The organism is Streptomyces sp. NPDC012888, from assembly GCF_042900645.1.
Taxonomy (GTDB): Bacteria; Actinomycetota; Actinomycetes; order Streptomycetales; family Streptomycetaceae; genus Streptomyces.
Genome location: NZ_JBIBBM010000012.1, coordinates 90627 through 107148, shown reverse-complemented (window position 1 = coordinate 107148; position 16522 = coordinate 90627). Strand labels below are relative to the sequence as shown.

General features: G+C 71.7%; 10 protein-coding genes and 3 pseudogenes. 8 read left to right on the top strand and 5 right to left on the bottom strand.

The annotated features are described in order from the left end of the window. Window positions 1-6: 6 nt before the first annotated feature. Entirely contained in the window at window positions 7-2502 is a 2496-nt protein-coding gene (locus tag ACFY61_RS21725) for a SpoIIE family protein phosphatase (RefSeq protein ID WP_389474200.1), read from the bottom strand. Then, a complete protein-coding gene (locus ACFY61_RS21720) occupies window positions 2499-6275 on the bottom strand; it encodes a HAMP domain-containing protein (protein ID WP_389474198.1) in 3777 nt (1258 codons plus the stop codon). Before ACFY61_RS21720 ends, ACFY61_RS21725 begins: the two co-directional genes overlap by 4 nt. 322 nt (window positions 6276-6597) lie before the next feature. Here ACFY61_RS21720 and ACFY61_RS21715 point away from each other — a divergent pair, with 322 nt between their 5' ends. From ACFY61_RS21715 to ACFY61_RS21695, 5 genes are all read left to right on the top strand, one after another. After that, window positions 6598-7089 carry a MarR family winged helix-turn-helix transcriptional regulator gene (locus ACFY61_RS21715; RefSeq protein ID WP_389474197.1) on the top strand — a complete coding sequence of 164 codons (492 nt, stop codon included), beginning with the start codon at window positions 6598-6600 and terminating at the stop codon, window positions 7087-7089. A gap of 123 nt (window positions 7090-7212) precedes the next feature. Beyond that, a complete protein-coding gene (locus ACFY61_RS21710; RefSeq protein WP_389474196.1) occupies window positions 7213-7617 on the top strand; it encodes an ATP-binding protein in 405 nt (134 codons plus the stop codon). Between the two features lie 64 nt (window positions 7618-7681). Continuing rightward, a complete protein-coding gene (locus ACFY61_RS21705; RefSeq protein ID WP_389474195.1) occupies window positions 7682-8071 on the top strand; it encodes an STAS domain-containing protein in 390 nt (129 codons plus the stop codon). A gap of 438 nt (window positions 8072-8509) precedes the next feature. Next, on the top strand, window positions 8510-9088 hold the full coding sequence (locus tag ACFY61_RS21700) for a hypothetical protein (RefSeq protein WP_389474194.1): 579 nt from the start codon (window positions 8510-8512) through the stop codon (window positions 9086-9088). Between the two features lie 636 nt (window positions 9089-9724). After that, a complete protein-coding gene (locus tag ACFY61_RS21695) occupies window positions 9725-10147 on the top strand; it encodes a hypothetical protein (protein ID WP_389474192.1) in 423 nt (140 codons plus the stop codon). A gap of 278 nt (window positions 10148-10425) precedes the next feature. Here the strand turns inward: ACFY61_RS21695 and ACFY61_RS21690 are convergent, their stop codons facing one another. Beyond that, complete coding sequence (locus ACFY61_RS21690; protein ID WP_389474190.1) at window positions 10426-11475, bottom strand: M4 family metallopeptidase; 1050 nt, start codon at window positions 11473-11475, stop codon at window positions 10426-10428. A gap of 151 nt (window positions 11476-11626) precedes the next feature. Here ACFY61_RS21690 and ACFY61_RS21685 point away from each other — a divergent pair. Beyond that, window positions 11627-11722 (top strand): annotated as a pseudogene (locus ACFY61_RS21685) (SAM-dependent methyltransferase); the annotation flags it as partial. Window positions 11723-12252: 530 nt separating this feature from the next. After that, window positions 12253-14211, top strand: a complete 1959-nt coding sequence (locus tag ACFY61_RS21680; protein ID WP_389474362.1) for an amino acid transporter — start codon at window positions 12253-12255, stop codon at window positions 14209-14211. Window positions 14212-14402: 191 nt separating this feature from the next. Here ACFY61_RS21680 and ACFY61_RS21675 read toward each other — a convergent pair. Beyond that, a pseudogene (locus ACFY61_RS21675) lies at window positions 14403-15264 on the bottom strand (hypothetical protein). 160 nt (window positions 15265-15424) lie between these two features. Here ACFY61_RS21675 and ACFY61_RS21670 point away from each other — a divergent pair. After that, window positions 15425-15755 (top strand): annotated as a pseudogene (locus tag ACFY61_RS21670) (ABC transporter ATP-binding protein); the annotation flags it as partial. A gap of 353 nt (window positions 15756-16108) precedes the next feature. Here the strand turns inward: ACFY61_RS21670 and ACFY61_RS21665 are convergent. After that, window positions 16109-16495, bottom strand: coding sequence for an ArsR/SmtB family transcription factor (locus ACFY61_RS21665; RefSeq protein WP_389474188.1), 387 nt, complete (start codon window positions 16493-16495; stop codon window positions 16109-16111). Between the last annotated feature and the right edge of the window lie 27 nt (window positions 16496-16522).

Sequence of the window (16522 nt, the reverse complement as noted above, 5' to 3'; positions counted from 1 at the left end):
GAAGGACTACGGCACCCGGACCCCGATCAGACACGTGTCGTCGTCCGTGTCGGATCTGCTGTGGGCGAGCAGGTAGTTCAGCCGTCGCTCCAGCCCGTCGGCGGGGGTCTCCGCCGCGGCCAGGAGCTGGTTCAGGGAGACCTGCACGGAGGTGTCCCGGCGCTCGACCAGGCCGTCCGTGTACATCAGCAGCGTGTCACCGGGTTCGAGCTGCACCTCTGCCTCCTCGTACTCCGCCTCGGCGATCGCGCCGAGGAGCATGCCGCCCGGCATCGGAAGCGTCTGCGCCCTCGGTCCCCGTACGAGGACGGGCGGCAGGTGGCCCGCCCGGGCCCACCGCAGCACCCGGCTCTCCGGGTCGTACAGGCCGCACACGGCGGTGGCCGTCACCTGCTCGGTCAGATGGTGCGCCACCAGGTTCAGCCATGACAGCAGCTGCCGGGGGCCCGCCCCGGTCACGGCCAGGCCCCGCATCGCGTTGCGCAGGACCACCATGCCCGTGGCCGCGTCGATGCCGTGGCCGGCGACGTCCCCGACGCACAGCAGCACCTTCTTCGACGGCAGCACCACGGTGTCGTACCAGTCGCCGCCCACCATCGACTCCTTCTCGGCGGGCCGGTACCGCACCGCGACCTCCAACCCCGGCGCGTCCAGCGGACCGCGGGCCGGCGGCATGATCGCGTGCTGGAGCTGCAGGGCCAGCCGGTTGCGCTCGGCCGCTTCCTGCTCGGTGTGCGCCAGCTGGTCCCGCGTGGCGGCGAGAGCCACCTCGGTCCAGTGCTGGGACGAGATGTCCTGGTACGCGCCACGGACGGCGAGAAGCCTGTCGTCGGCACCGAGAACCGGCTCGGCGATCACCCGGATGTGACGGGTCACCCCGTCCGGCCGCTGCAGCCGGAACGCCGTCGACGTCGCCCTCCGGTGGTGCAGCAGCGCCTGCAGGAACCGGCCGATGGCGACCGAGTCGTCCGGGTGCACGTGGTCCGCCAGATCGTGCAGCGCCACCGTGCCGTCGGAGACGGCCCGCCCGTACAGATCGAACAGCTGCTGGTTCCAGGTGATCTCGCCCGTCGCGAGGTTCTCCTCGAACCCGCCGATGCGGCCCAGGCGCTGCGCGTGCTGGAGCAGGCTGGCGAGCCGGGCCGTCTCGTCCTCGATGCGCCAGATCAGCAGCACGCACCCGCCGTGCCGGGTGATGCTCAGGTCGGCGACCGACGAGAGCGGCACCTCGTCCACGAGGGCGGTCAGCGTGACCCGCTGCGCCCGGAACGGCTCCCCGGTGGCGTAGACGCGTTCCGTCCGCTCGAACAGCTGGCTCTCGCTGGCGGCCACCGGGTAGGCCTCGAGCAGCAGGGCCCCGTTGACACCGCTGCGGGCCCGCCCCGCCGGGTCCAGGAAATGACTGTTGGCGTGGCGGATCCGGAAGTCGACCAGGTGCCCCTCGGCATCGAGGTGCGGGACGAGGACGAGGGCCGGATCGTACAGGCCTTCCGACAGTTCGATCAGCTCGGCCACAGCGGCCTCGCCCTGGGTCACGGGTGCCTCCGCGTCGCCGGGCGGAAGGCCTTCGAGCGTGTGCGCGCACAGCTCCGCGAGGGCCTCCAGCTGGCGGGCGATCACCGGCGAGGGCGGCGCGAGGGCCTGCGGCCAGCAGATCTCCAGCACGCCGTGGACACGCCCGCCCGTCCCGGACAGCAAGGCGATGCGCCCGCCCTCGGGGAAGTGCCGCTGCCCGATGGAGGGCGTCCCGTCCTCGCCCAGGGAGGAGAAACGCACGGTACGGCGCTCGGTGAGGGCCTGCCGGGCGACCGTGGCCACGCCGGGAGGTACGTAACGCCACCGGGCCGCCTCGTCCGGTGGGAAGCCGGCGTGCGCGCAGAGGGTGAGGGAGCCGTCGGCCCCCGCGGTCCAGACGGCGACGGCCGCCGCTCCCAGCGGCGCGAGGGCGTGTTGCAGCAGGGACTCCGCCACGGCCTGCGTGTCGCCCGTGTGCAGGACGGCGCTCTCGGCCGTACGGAGACGGACGGCGACCGACGCCTCGGACCGCTCACCGCCGCCCGGCCCACCCACCGCCTGGCGCACGAAGTCACCCACGGCCGCGGCGACCTGGTCGTGTGCGGCCTGGTTGACGACCTCCGCGGCGAGTTCGAGCTGCGACATGCCGGTCTGCTCGGCGAGCTCGGCGAGCTGCCGCGCGGCCCGGGCCGGTCCGCAGCGGAGCCGCTCGACCATGACGCCCGTCGCGAGTTCGATCAGGGCCCGGCCGTCAGCGGCGGCGTGGGCGGCTCGTACCTCCTCGCGAAGACGTTCGACCGTGGCGGCCAGACGGCCCACCGCCGACACCTGCTCCCCGGCCCGTGCCGGCAGCAGAGCGTCGCCGGGAGCCCCGGCCTCGGACTCCCCGGCGCCGCGGACCGGCACCAGGGCAGCCCGCCGGGCATCGGACCGGTCCGCCTGCGGCGGGACCGTACCGTCCTGCCCGGCGTCGTGGGGGAGGGTCACGACGCCCCCTGGGTGTCATCGTGCCGGGGTGCCAGCCAGCGGCGGACACAGGCGATGAGGTCGTCCGCGTCGACGGGCTTGGTGACGTAGTCGCTGGCGCCCGAGGCGAGGCTCTTCTCCCGGTCCCCGGGCATGGCCTTGGCGGTGACGGTCACGATGGGCAGGTCCGCGTGGGCCGGCATCCGCCTGATCTCCGCGGTCGCGGCGTACCCGTCCATCTCCGGCATCATCACGTCCATCAGGATCAGGTCGATGCCGGGATGCGAGGCCAGCGCCTCGATGCCCTTGCGCCCGTTCTCCGCGTGCAGCACCTCGATGCCGTGCAGCTCCAGGATGCCGCTGAGGGCGTACAGGTTGCGCGCGTCGTCGTCGACGACGAGCACCGTACGGCCCCGCAGCGAGCCGTCCACGGGGCGGGGCGTCTGCTGCCTGGTCTCCTCACCGCGCAGCAGCGGGACGACGTCGCCGGGCTGGTCGGCGGACAGGTGCAGGGCGATCCGCTCCCGCAGCTCGTCCAGGCTCGACAGCAGCTCCAGGGGTCGCTGCCGGGCGCGTGACTCGAGCATCCTCTCGCGCGCCGCGTCCAGCCGCCGGTTGTTGTGGGCGAGGACGGGGACGGTACGCAGGGCGGGGTCGCCGTCCATGGCGTCGAGGAAGTTCAGGCCCTCGTCGCCGGCCATGTCGAGTTCGAGGACCACGCAGTGGAACGGGGCCGCGGCCAGTGCTTCCGCCGCCTCGTGGGGTCCGACCGCGGCGACCAGTTCGATGTCGTGACGGTCCCCCATGTCGTGCCCGCCGCGCAGTTCGGCCACCGAGCTCTCCGCGACCAGCGACAGCAGCCCGCGGGGTCGTTCCTCGAGCACCAGCAGCCGGCGCGGCTTGCGGACGTCGGCGTCGCCGGACGCCGGCCGGTGACCGGGGGCCGGCTCTTCGGCACGCGGGGCGGAAGCGGGGGAGGAGCCCTCCTGGCCGTGGCCCGCCTGTTCCTGGTACTCGGCGTGCACGGTCGGCAGGTACAGGGTGAAGGTGCTGCCCTCGCCGTGGACGCTGTCGACGGTGAGCGCGCCACCGAGGAGGTAGGCGATCTCGCGGCTGATGGACAGACCGAGCCCGGTGCCGCCGTACTTGCGGTTGGTCGTCCCGTCCGCCTGCTGGAAGGCGCCGAAGATGGCCTCGAGGTGCTCGGCGGCGATCCCGATGCCGGTGTCCTTGACCCGGAAGGCGAGCACGGAGCCGCCGCGGTGCACGGTGGCGGGCAGCTCCTCGTCCGTGGCCGGCTCGATGCGCAGCTCCACGCTTCCGCGTTCGGTGAACTTGACGGCGTTGGAGATCAGGTTGCGCAGCACCTGCCGCAGCCGCGTGTCGTCGGTGACCAGGTCTACGGGCACGCCGGGCGCGGTGGAGAGGGAGAAGGCGAGGTTCTTCTGCGTGGTGAGCGGGCGGAAGGTGACCTCGACGTAGTCCAGGAGCTGGCGCAGCGCGATCGGCTCGGGGTTGAGGTCCATCTTCCCCGCCTCGACCTTCGACAGGTCGAGGATGTCGTTGATCAGCTGCAGCAGGTCCGAGCCGGCCGAGTGGATGACGCCGGCGTACTCGACCTGCTTGGCGGTGAGGTTCCGCGTCGGGTTCTGGGCGAGCAGCTGGGCGAGGATCAGCAGGCTGTTGAGCGGTGTGCGCAGCTCGTGGCTCATGTTGGCGAGGAACTCGGACTTGTACTTCGAGGCCAGCGACAACTGCTGGGCTCGGTCCTCGAGTTCCTGCCGGGCCTGTTCGATCTGCAGGTTCTTCGCCTCGATGTCCCGGTTCTGGGCGACCAGCAGAGCGGCCTTCTCCTCCAGTTCCGCGTTGGAACGCTGCAACTCCTCCTGCTGGACCTGCAACTGCTCGGAACGGGTCTGGAGTTCGCCGGCCAGCCGCTGCGATTCGTCCAGCAGCTCGTCGGTGCGGGCGTTGGCGACGATCGTGTTGACGTTGACCCCGACCGTCTCCATCAGCTGTTCGAGGAAGTCCCGGTGGATGGGGGTGAACTCGGTCAGCGAAGCCAGTTCGATGACGCCGAGGACCTGGTCGTCGACGACGATGGGCAGGACGACGAGACTGCCCGGCCGGGTGGGGCCGAGCCCCGAGGAGATGCTGATGTAGTCGGCCGGCACACCGTCCGCCGTGATGGTACGGCGGCTCCGGGCGGCCTGCCCGACGAGGGACTCGCCGAGACGGAAGCGGTCGTACCCGGCGCTGCCGGCGGGACGGCCGTAGGAGCCCACGCGCCGCAGCACGGTCCCGTCGGCGTCCTCCTCCGCCAGGTAGAAACCGCCGTACTGCGCGGAGACCAGGGGAGCGAGCTCGTCCATGACCAGCTCCGCCACCACGGCCAGGTCGCGGTGGCCCTGCATCAGCCCCGAGATGAGGGCGAGGCTGGACTTGAGCCAGTCCTGTTCCTGGTTGGCCCGCGTGGTCTCCCGCAGGGACCCGACCATCGCGTTGATGTTGTCCTTGAGCTCGGCGACCTCGCCGGAGGCGTCGACGGTGATCGAGCGGGTCAGGTCGCCCTCGGCGACCGCGCTGGCGACCTCCGCGATCGCGCGGACCTGCCGGGTGAGGTTCCCGGCGAGTTCGTTCACGTTCTCGGTGAGCCGCTTCCACGTGCCGGAGGCCCCTTCGACCTCGGCCTGTCCACCGAGCCGTCCCTCACTGCCGACCTCGCGCGCCACGCGCGTCACCTCGGCGGCGAACGAGGACAGCTGGTCGACCATGGTGTTGATGGTGGTCTTCAGCTCCAGGATCTCGCCCCGGGCGTCCACGTCGATCTTCCTGGACAGGTCACCGTTGGCGACGGCGGTCGTCACCTGGGCGATGTTGCGGACCTGCCCGGTCAGGTTGTTCGCCATGGAGTTGACGTTGTCGGTGAGGTCCTTCCAGGTGCCGGCGACGTTGGGCACCCGCGCCTGCCCGCCGAGGATGCCCTCGGTGCCGACCTCGCGGGCGACGCGGGTGACCTCGTCGGCGAAGGCCGACAGCGTGTCCACCATCGTGTTGATGGTGTTCGCGAGCGCGGCGACCTCGCCCTTCGCCTCCACCGTGATCCTGCGGGACAGGTCTCCCCGGGCCACGGCGGTGGCGACCTGCGCGATCGAGCGCACCTGACCGGTGAGGTTGGAGGCCATCACGTTGACGTTGTCGGTGAGGTCCTTCCAGGTGCCCGAGGCGCCGCGCACGGTGGCCTGGCCGCCGAGGTTGCCCTCGGTGCCGACCTCGCGGGCGACGCGGGTGACCTCGTCGGCGAAGGAGGAGAGCTGGTCGACCATCGTGTTGATGGTCTCCTTCAGCTCCAGGATCTCGCCCCGGGCGTCGACGGTGATCTTCTGGGAGAGATCGCCCTGCGCCACGGCCGTGGCGACCTGCGCGATGGAACGTACCTGGGAGGTCAGGTTGCCGGCCATCGCGTTCACGGAGTCGGTCAGGTCCGCCCAGGTGCCCGAGACGCCCGGTACCTCGGCCTGGCCGCCCAGGGTGCCCTCCGTACCGACCTCGCGGGCGACCCGGGTCACCTCGGAGGTGAACAGGGACAACTGGTCGACCATGCCGTTGAACACCGTGGCGATCTCGCCCAGCAGCCCGTCCGCCTCGTCCGGCAGCCGCGTGCCGAAGTCGCCGTCACGGACGGCGGTGAGCCCGGCGAGCAGCTGCCGCAGCTCGGGTTCCCCCACCTTGCCGGCACCACGGGCGCGCGTCCGCTGTGCGGGACGCGCGGTTTCGACCGTTGTCTCAGCCATGCCCATTCCTCGTCGACGTAACGGGTGCCCCGCCGGAGGACGGAGCACCGCAGCGGCCCGCGCGGCCGCCCCCTCGGTGCCTTGCCACATCAAACTGTTGCCGCATGACAAATACGCCGCAGAGTACCCCGTCACCCGGGCGGGGCGAAACCGACCACACGACCACCGCACTCCGGCGCACGCGGCCGTCCCCGCCGGGACGGGGCCCCGGCCCCACGCCTCCGCGGCCGGGCGATACGGTGACCCCGGTGCCACACACGGTCACCCCCACGCCCACCCCCGCCGCCCCAGCGGGCAGCGAACCCGATCCGGAGTTCCCGTCATGAGCCCAGCCCCGACGCCGCCCACCCAGCGTCGCCGCCGAGCAGCTCAGGCCGCGACCGAGGTCGTGGAACTGCTCGAGGTCGTCTGGGAGCGCAGCAGGGACGCACTGTCCCAGCCGGTGTCCACCTCGCAGCTGCGGGCCCTCTACGCCATCGAACGCGAGGAGGGGATCAACCTCCGGACCCTCGGAGAGGTGCTCGGCTCGACGGCCCCCTCGGTGAGCCGCCTCTGTGACCGGATGAGATCCCTGGGGCTCGTGGAACGCTCTCCCAGCCCGGTCAGCCGCCGGGAGCTGGAACTCCGCCTGACCGAGCAGGGCAGGGTCTACCTCCAGGAACTCCGCGAGCAGCGGGAGCACGACCTGACGGAGGCCCTCGGCACCATGTCCTTCGCCGAACGCGAGGAACTGCTCAAGGGCCTGCGGGGCATGAGGAACGCCTTCGAAGCCACGGGGACCGGCACGGCGCTGAGCGGCATCCCGGCGGACTGACCCCACCGTGACCCACCCGCACCCCACCCGAACCCCGGCCGCCCACCAGACGGCGCCCCAAGCCCGCCCGCGGCATCACATACCCTTCCTTCGTCGTTTCGGGAGAGGGCGGGCGAGGACCCAGTGGACGCGATAGGCCGAATCGGGCACGCATGGCTCATACCCCGGGGGCAGGGCGCCGCCGTTCACGCCCGCGACCTCACGACCGCCACCCTCACCGCGTGGGGCTGGCCGGCCGACCGCGTGGAGATCGCCGTACTCCTCGTCTCGGAGCTCGTCACCAACGCCCACCGCCACGCCGGCACGGATGCCTGGCTGCACCTCGATCCCATCCCGGACGGCGCCCGGCTCGCCGTCCGCGACAACGACCCGGCCCCACCCGTGCCCAGGACGCCCGATCTCGACCGCGCCACCGGCGGCTTCGGACTCCACCTGCTGGACCGGCTCTCCGCGGAATGGGGCGTCGACGGCGATTCCACCGGAAAGCGCGTCTGGGCCCACGTCCTCACCTGCGGCCCGGCGGGCTAACCTTTGCCTCACAGCAACTGTTCGGTCGCCGCGCCGCGCAGCGAGCACAGAGAGAGGCCGCAGCATGACAGCGAAGGATCCCCGTCTCGACATCGAGGTCCTGGTCCGCGACTCCGGCACCGCCGTCCTGACGGTGGGCGGTGAACTCGACGTGGACACCGCCACGTCCCTCCACCACCACATGGCGAACCAGTTCCTCCACGGCCGCCGCCACGTCGTCCTCGACCTGTCGAGGCTCGACTTCATGGATTCGTCGGGCCTGAACGTCCTCATCAAGGCGGGCCGCGAAGCCCGAGCCACGTCCGCCCACCTCCACCTCGCCGCTCCCACACCCGCGGTCCGCAGCCTCTTCGAGATAACCGGCCTCACCCTGAACACGCCGATTCACGACGACGTCGAAGAAGCGCTCAAGTCCGCCCACGCGAACCGCGAGGACACGCCCGTCCCGGACTAGCCGGCAGCCGGGCCGGCGGTCCTGCCGCAGGCCTGCATGACGGACGACTGGCTTCCCCCACACGCGTCTGCTCCCACCCGGCATGGCCCGGCAGTACTCGGCGCCGTACGCAAGCCGTTGGGCCCTGCTCGGGACTGCTACGGGTTCACTTCGACAACGAGTGCCGTTCCCGGACCGTGTGGCTCGGGAGGAGTCCGGGACAGCGAACCCCCGCTGCCAGGACGCGCGGCGGGCCACAGCGCCGGACCCGCACCGGTCTGCCCATGTCCGGCGGTCCGTTCGACAGGTACCGACCGGCGGGGGAAGATGGAAGCGAACGACTCCCTCCGGGGTGGGTCGGTACGTGCAGGGGGAGCGTGGACCCGTGCCGTACTGAACGCGGACTTCTCGTTCCTCTCGTCATAACCCTCGCCCCGCTACAGGTGTGAGGAACACAAGATGAGCAAGCGCATTGGTGTCTTCCTGGGCGCCCCGTTGCTGGCGTGCCCTCTCGTCCTCGGCCCGGCTGCATTCGCCGCATGGTCGGCCTCGCCGCAGGCGCCGCTGCCGGCGGCGCAGTGCTTCGTGGAACCGAAGCCGGGCGACGCGACGAAGTCGATCGTCACCGGCGAAGGGTTCAAGAAAGGGACCAAGGTGACCGTGGACCAAACCGACGGCCCCGGCGGCGTACTCGTCACCGTCGGCGACGACGGCAAGTTCACAGCCGCCGACCAGCCCAACGGCAAGTACACCGCTTCCGGTGGTGGCCTCAGCGCGAACTGCCTGAGCGGTCAGGCGGCCCAGGACGCGGTGAACAAGAACGCCATCGACGCCGCCCGCAGGGCCGGAGCCAAGGAAGGGTTCACCATCGGCAAGGAACTCGCCGAGGCCGGCAACTGCGATGCGGAGCCGAAGCCGAAGCCGGTGCCACAGGGACTCGTCCCCGATCCCGCAGCGCAGAAGGAAGCGAAGGAAGCGCACGACGCCGCCTTCGAGGCTGCCTTCAACACAGCCATCAAGCGGTACTGCACCGATTAGGAGTCGGGCAGCGTCGCCACGACCCGGCCGTGGTGCCGGGTCGTGGTGTGCTGCCCGGGCTGGCTAGGTGCTGGCTTGGGTCGGGGACCGCCCCCCTCCGCGTCGGCGGGTGCCTGGCGGTGAACCGGGGCATCGGTCCGCTAGGGGAATGGCACCGGTCCACAGACAGGTCGAGCCCTGCCCGGCGCGAAGAGCGCCGCCACCGATGACGGGCAGGCGTCGCCCCTTTTCCCGCGCAAGGCGCCGCAGGATCGCCGCCTGGAGCCGTAAGCGCAGTGGAACACCTTCGGATCGCGAGTTGGCAGGCCGTGCGGCGCGCCGGGGCTGTACACGAACGACCACTGTCGGTTGTCGTCTCGTCTCGGCCCTGGCCGCCGGTACGGCGGCCGCGTGTTCACGCAAGGCGCTCGGTGTGTCACATCGAATGACCGTCCGGCTCGCCGGCGCGCCCAGGGACGGTGCTCGCGAGGCCTCTAATGCATGATCGCGAGCGCGTCAAGTCCCGAGTTCTCGCAACGTGCCTCCGCCGGAGCGGTCGGGCCTACTTGAAGTGCGGCCCCCACCGGAACGACAACGGGACACCGCGCCGGCCGGACAGGACCCGGTCTCCGATACTTCTACCGCCAGGAGAAAGCCATGATTCGCAAGATCCACGCCTCCCACGACGTCCCCAAGCGACCCCGTCTCCGTCTTGCGACGGCCATCGCCTCGGGCGCGCTGCTCTCCGGTGCCGTTCTGCTGCCGGTCACCGCCGCGTCGGCGTCCACGATGCCCACCACAGCTGTCACGGGCGCGGTGAGCCACGACGACCACCACAAGCACGACCACCACAAGCACGACAAGCACAAGCACGACCACAACAAGCACGACAAGCACAAGCACGACCACGACAAGCACAAGCACGACAAGCACAAGCACGACCACGACAAGCACAAGCACGACCACCACAAGCACGACAAGCACAAGCACGACCACCACAAGCACGACAAGCACAAGCACGACCACGACCACCACAACCACGACAACGACCACCACAAGGACAAGCACGACGACCACTGACAAGCGGACGGTGCCGGGCCGGGCTCACCTGTTGGGCTGATGGATCGGGGCTGTGCCGGAGTCCGGCCGGGTGGCGGAATCGACGCCCCCGGCCGGACTTCCGCATGCCGCGACAAGGAAGAGCGGGCGCGGATTTCCGCCCGGCGGTGGCGGAATGCGACGGCTATCGCGGCGGTTGAGGGGGCGAAGGCCTTGCAGGTCTCGAAGGCGTCGAAGGCGTCGGCTCCTGAATCCCCTGAGCCGACGCCCTCCTTGGACCCTGTGGACCCCCTGGACCTTTAGACCCCAGGGATCTGCCGGGCGCGGAACGCCTCGCGCACCGCGGACGCCGCGTCCGCTCCGTACATGCGCTGCGCGGTCGCGATCGTCGTCAGTGCCGCGTCCTTGAAGCTCGTGTCCGCGCGGAAGCCGAATTGCGCGTTCACGATGATCCGGTCGGCGGTGCGGGCGCCGAGCGCCCCGCGGATGTCCCACAGGGCCCGGGACCAGATCTCGCCGTCCGCGTGGACCTCTCCGGTCCGGTCGGCGTACACCTTGTCCTCGTCGATGCGGCGCAGGCAGTGCGGGGCCGCGCTGTAGGAGACCGCGTCCCAATCGCCGACGCAGGCCGGGTCGGCCTTGAGCGGCCAACCGTACTTCGTGCCCGCGTGCACGCCGACCGCGACGGCGAGGTAGTCGCCGAACGCCTCGCCGATCGCGCCCGCCTCCGGCGACGTGCCGAAGCCGGGGACCTGGGCGTGGTGTACCGCGTGCCCGTACTCGTGGAGGACGATCTCGGCGTCCTCGGCGTCGTCCACCCCGCCCTTGCCGAATCGGATCTCGGCCTTCTTGTCGGTGAAGTAGGAGTTGTCGGCGCCCCATTGGTTGATCCGGACGGGCTGCACCCGGTCGTTGGCGCCGGGCAGCTCGCTGCCGAAGCCGAGGGCCTGCAGGTACTCCTGGGCCTCGTTGACCCAGAAGTACGCCATCACCTGCTCGAACTGGTCGTCGGTACGGCTGTACGTACCCACGTCCGCGAGCCGCGCCGAGGCGCCGGTGTCCGATCGTACGGTCGCCCACCGGCCGGAGAGCGAACCGCTGCCGTCCAGGTTCCGCAGCGCGGCCACGGTGTAAGCGGATTCCGGCACGGCCGCGTTGCCGTCCTTGCCGTCGGTCAACGCCTGGTCCCCGGAGGACTGGACCGGGTTGACCATGAATATGCGGGCCTGGGGGAGTGCGGTGCCGGCGGTGGCGCCTGCGGGCTGGGCGGAGACCGGGGCGGCCATGGTGCAGAGCGCCACGGTGGCGGTGGCCGCGGCGATGAGGCCGCGGGATGTGCGGCGTGCCATGAACATCCTCCTGTGATGGAGTGGCGGGAGGTGGTGTGCGTGTGCGTGGTGGTGCGGCCGTGATCCTTGCGTACGCGGAGCCGCTTTGACCAGGCCCGGGAAGAGGTTGTCGCCGACGGCCGCTGCGGCCGGCGGCATCGCGCGTACGAAAGGCGCGCTCGGCGGCGTACCGGCCCACCACTCGGTGATCCACACCCCGCCCGGCGAACTGCCCGCGCCGCTCGCCGGGCGGGCGCGGGTCCCGGCTCGACCGGTTCGCCGGACCCCTGGCCGGGACGCGTCCGAGCGATCTCATCGTCGCTCCGCCGCGGCAGGCCGCGCCTATCCCCCCAGAGCCGACCACCGCGCCGTCCTGCCCCCCCGGCGACCAGCCGCCCTCTCGGGATGACGCCCCGTGCCGGGCCCTGTGGGCCTGCCGCGGAGGGGACGGGTGTTAGGAAGGCGTCAATGTTTCCGGGACCGCATCCCCCTCGGGGCGGCCTTCCGCGTCCTCGCGCGTTGCCGGTCCGGAGGGCGGCCGGAGGGCCCTTGACCGTTGCCGCGCCTGCCCTGCACGGGCTTTCGGCCCCTGCGTCGATGGCCGGCGGGGGAGGTGCGGAGGTCTTTGGCCGTCGCGTTGGGCACGTCGGCTCGAGCAGCTGCGCGGGGCGCGCCGCCTATGGCGCGGGCGCATACTCGTTGATCGCCGCGCGACCCGTTCGGAGTGGTCCTGGGCGAACGTGGCGGAGTTGCCGGGAAGGGTTGATGGGGATCATGGGCGAGGCGAGCGAGCCGGTGATGCCGGAGGTGGTGGACAGCGCGGCTGCGCGGCTTCAGCCGACGGGCAGGCTGGCGCAGTGGATGCTGCGGCACCGTGTGCAGCCGGTGGGTCCGGCGGCCGGTGAGGCGCACGCAGAGCCGCACGCCTGGTGGAAGGTGATGTGCCTGACCGGCGTGGACTACTTCTCCAGCCTCGCCTATGTCCCCGCGATCGCGGCCCTCGCCGCCGGCGCCGTCTCGCCGCTGGCGACACTGCTGATCGTGGCGCTGACGCTGCTGGGGATGCTGCCGATGTACCGGCGGGTGGCGAAGGAGAGCCCGCACGGCGCCGGGTCGGTGGCGATGCTGGAGGACCTGCTGCCGTTCTGGTGGGGAAAGCTGTTCGTCCTCGTCCTGCTCGGCTTCGTCGCCACGTCGTGGATCATCACCATCACCCTGTCCACCGCGGACGCGTCCGTGCACGTGGTGGAGAACCCCTTCTTCCCGGCCGCCCTGCACGGCCACGAGGTCGCCCTGACCGTCGCTCTACTGCTGGTCCTCGGCGGGGTGTTCCTGCTCGGGTTCAGCGAAGCGGTCAGCGTCGCCATCCCGCTCGTCGCGGTGTTCCTCGCCCTGAACGCCGTCGTCATCGGCGTCGGCCTGGCCCACGTCATCACCACACCCGGCGCGTACGCGGCCTGGACCGATGCCCTCGTCGAAGGTGGCGGCGGTTTCGGCGACCTCGTCGGGCCGGCGCTGCTGGCCTTTCCGCTGCTGGTTCTGGGCCTGTCCGGGTTCGAGACCGGCGTGAGCATGATGCCGTTGGTCGCCGCCGACGGGGCAGACGCCGAGCAGCGGCTGCGCTCACGGATCCGCAACACCCGCCGGCTGCTGACCACCGCCGCCCTCATCATGAGCGTCTACCTGCTCTCGGCGAGCTTCGTCACCACCGTCCTGATTCCGCACGAGCTGTTCGAGCCGGGCGGCGCGGCGAACGGCCGTGCCCTGGCGTGGCTGGCCCATGAGCACGTCGGTGAGGCGTTCGGCACGGTCTACGACATCAGCACCATCCTGATCCTGTGGTTCGCCGGCGCCTCCGCCATGGCCGGGCTCGTCAACATCGTCCCCCGCTACCTCCCCGACTACGGCATGGCTCCCGAATGGGGACGCGCTGTCCGCCCGGTCGTGATCGTCTACACGCTCCTGTGCATCGGCATCACGATCGCCTTCGACGCCGACGTCGACGAGCAGGCCGGCGCCTACGCCACCGGCATCCTCGCCATGATGGTCTCCGGCGCCTTCGCCGTCACCGTGTCCGTCGCCCGGCACCGCCGGCGCGCCACCACCGTCGGCTTCGGCCTGCTCACAGCCGTCCTGCTCTACGCCCTGGTCGCGAACATCATCGACAAGCCGGACGGCATCGTCATCTCCGCGTTCTTCATCGCCGGGATCATCAGCGTGTCGCTGATCTCACGGGTCTCGCGCACCACCGAGCTGCGCGCCGACCGCATCGTCTTCGACGATGACGCCCGCCGGTTCGTCGACGCCACCCTCGCCCACGACGGTGCCATCAACATCATCGCCAACCGCCGCCAAGCCGGCGACGTCGCCGAGTACCGCGACAAGGAACGCGAACAGCGCGGCGTGAACCCGGTGCCCGGCCGCGCCGACGTCATCTTCCTGGAGATCGACGTGGTCGACCCCTCCGACTTCAGCGACACCCTCACCGTCCACGGCGTCGAAGTAGACGGCCACCGGATCCTGCGCGCCGAGGCGCCGGCCGCACCGAACGCCATCGCCGCGATCCTGCTGGCCCTGCGGGATGCCACCGGAGTTCAGCCCCACTGCTACTTCGCCTGGGCCGAGGGCAGCCCGTTGGTGCACATGGTCCGCTACTTCCTCCTGGGACGCGGCGATACCGCACCGGTCACCCGCGAGATCATCCGCAGTCACGAACCCGACCCCGCCCGCCGCCCCGGCATCCACGTCGGAGGCTGACCACCGCAGCCGTACGCAGCCGCGACACCGGCAGGCACGCCGTGAACGCTGCTCCGGACCGCCGCATGCGGCGTCGCGTCGCGCCGAGCAGACCTGGTGTTCGCGGGGACCGTCGGTCGGCGCCAGGCCGTTGACCCTCCCGACCGTCAACGGCCGACCGCGTTCCCGCGGGCCGGCCGCCGGAGGCCGCGTCAGCGGCCCACCGGGTCGCCGTCGGCGCCGTCGTTGCGGCCGAGCAGCAGGACGTGGCCGCCGTGGTCGAGGGGCGTGTCCACGCGCAGGCGGATGCGCCTCCCTCGCCCGTCACGGCGTCGACCAGGTGTACTTCGCCGCGACCGCCGCGGGTGACGGCCACCCAGCCGGAGCCCGGGGACGCTGCCACCGCACGACGTTGCACGCCCTCCCAGGGCGTGCCGCCACGTCGGGGGGCGCCGCCCATGGCGGGAGAGCGGGACGCGGAGGAGGGTGTCGTCGGCGCCCAGGAGCACCGGTTCGCGTGGCGACGAACACCTGCCCGGAATCGGGGTCCTGCGCGTCTCCGAGCCCGTCGTCCGGCACGGGCAGGACCGCGTGCGGCGTGACCGCCGGGCAGCCGGGCGGAGCCGTGAGGAGATCCGCGAACCGGTGGACCGCCAGCGCGCCCGGTTCCCTGTGCCGCAGCACCACCAGCGGGCCGCCGCCGCCCAGCACCCTCACGCCCGGCTCTCCGACGCGTGTGCGGACCCGAGCGGCCTCTCCGGTGGCCAGGTCGACGACGGTCAGGAGGTCCGACCGCGGCTCTGCGTTCTCGCCCGATCCGGTCGTGACGGCCAGTCGGCGGCCGGACGGATCGCAGGCCAGGTGCTCGGCCGGCACGGCCACGGGCACGGTGAGTTCCACGAGTTCCTCGCCGAACGGGTCGAGTACCGGCAGTTCCCCGCGGCGGTCGTCCACACATGCGACCCGCCCTCCCGGCAGCGTCAGGAACCCGGCGTGCTCGGAGAGATGCCGCCCGGTCAGGCGGGCTGTGACCGTGCCGTCCGGCACGCTCGCCACGTACACCGACCCGTCCACGTGGTCGGAGACGAGGAGCGAAGCGGTAGCGGATGGCGGACATCCGCGAACTGCCGAACGCCGCCGGCGACCGCACCGTCCTGGTGATCGCCCACCGGCTCGCCGCCGTCCGGCACGCCGACCACATCGTCGTCCTCGGCGCGGGACGGGTGGACGGCACGGGCGACCACCCGTCGTCGCCCCCGTCGCCCTGGTCCTCGTACGAGCCCTGGCGACCTGGCGCGAGATGGACCTCTCGCACGACCTGGCCTAACGCGTCCTCGCCACCCTGCGGGTGCGCGTCTTCGACGGGCTGGCCCGCAGCGCTCCCGCCCGCGTCGCCGGCCGGCGCAGCGGAGACCTCGCCGCCACCGCCATGGCCGACGTGGAGGCACTGGAGTTCTTCTACGCCCACACCACCGCCCAACTCCTGGCCGCCGGGGCGGTCTTCACCGGCGGTGGTGCGGTCCTCGCCACGGTGGAGCCGTGGCTGCTCGCGGCCGTGGTGGCCCCGCCCGCGCGCTGCTGGCGCGGCCGAGAGTCCTGGTACTGGACGAGTCCACCGCCCACCCTGGACAACTCCGGTGACGCCCAGCTCGCCACCGCGCTCGCCCAGGAAGGCCGCACGACCGTCGTCATCGCCCACCGCCGGGCCACCATCCGCCGGGCGGACCGCAAAGCCGTCCTGGAAGGCGGGCGCATCGTGGGGGAGGGCACCTGGGAGCAGCTCACGAGCCGCCCCGACAGCGCCCTGAACCGCAGCCTCGCCGACACCGCGACCGAGGAGGGGTCCTGACCGGTGCGTCGCACGCGTCCGCCGGGCCGTCGGCCGGCCCGTCCGCCGGCCCGGACACCTGCCTCGCTCCTACTCCGCGGCGGCCGGCGCGGCCAGTCCGGCGGGCAGGTCGCGGACGCCCATGCGCAGGTGCTCGACGTGGTAAAGGGCCTGGTCGAGGAGTTCGGCGACGTGGTCGTCGTACAGGGCGTAGACGATCGAACGGCCGTGGCGCTCGCCGGTCACCAGGCCGAGGTTGCGCAACAGGCGGAGCTGGTGGGAGCAGGCCGAGGCTTCCATGCCGACGGCCGTCGCGAGTTCGCCGACGGAGGACGGGCCCTCGCGGAGCCGGGCCAGGATGTGGAGCCGCGACGGCGTCGCGAGGGCCTGGAGGGTCGCGGCCACTTCCGCGGCGCCGACGGTGTCGAGGCGTTCGCGCGTCGTGGCGCTGCTGGTGGCGTGCGTTCCATGGCCCATGCGACCATGATACGGACAACATATGAA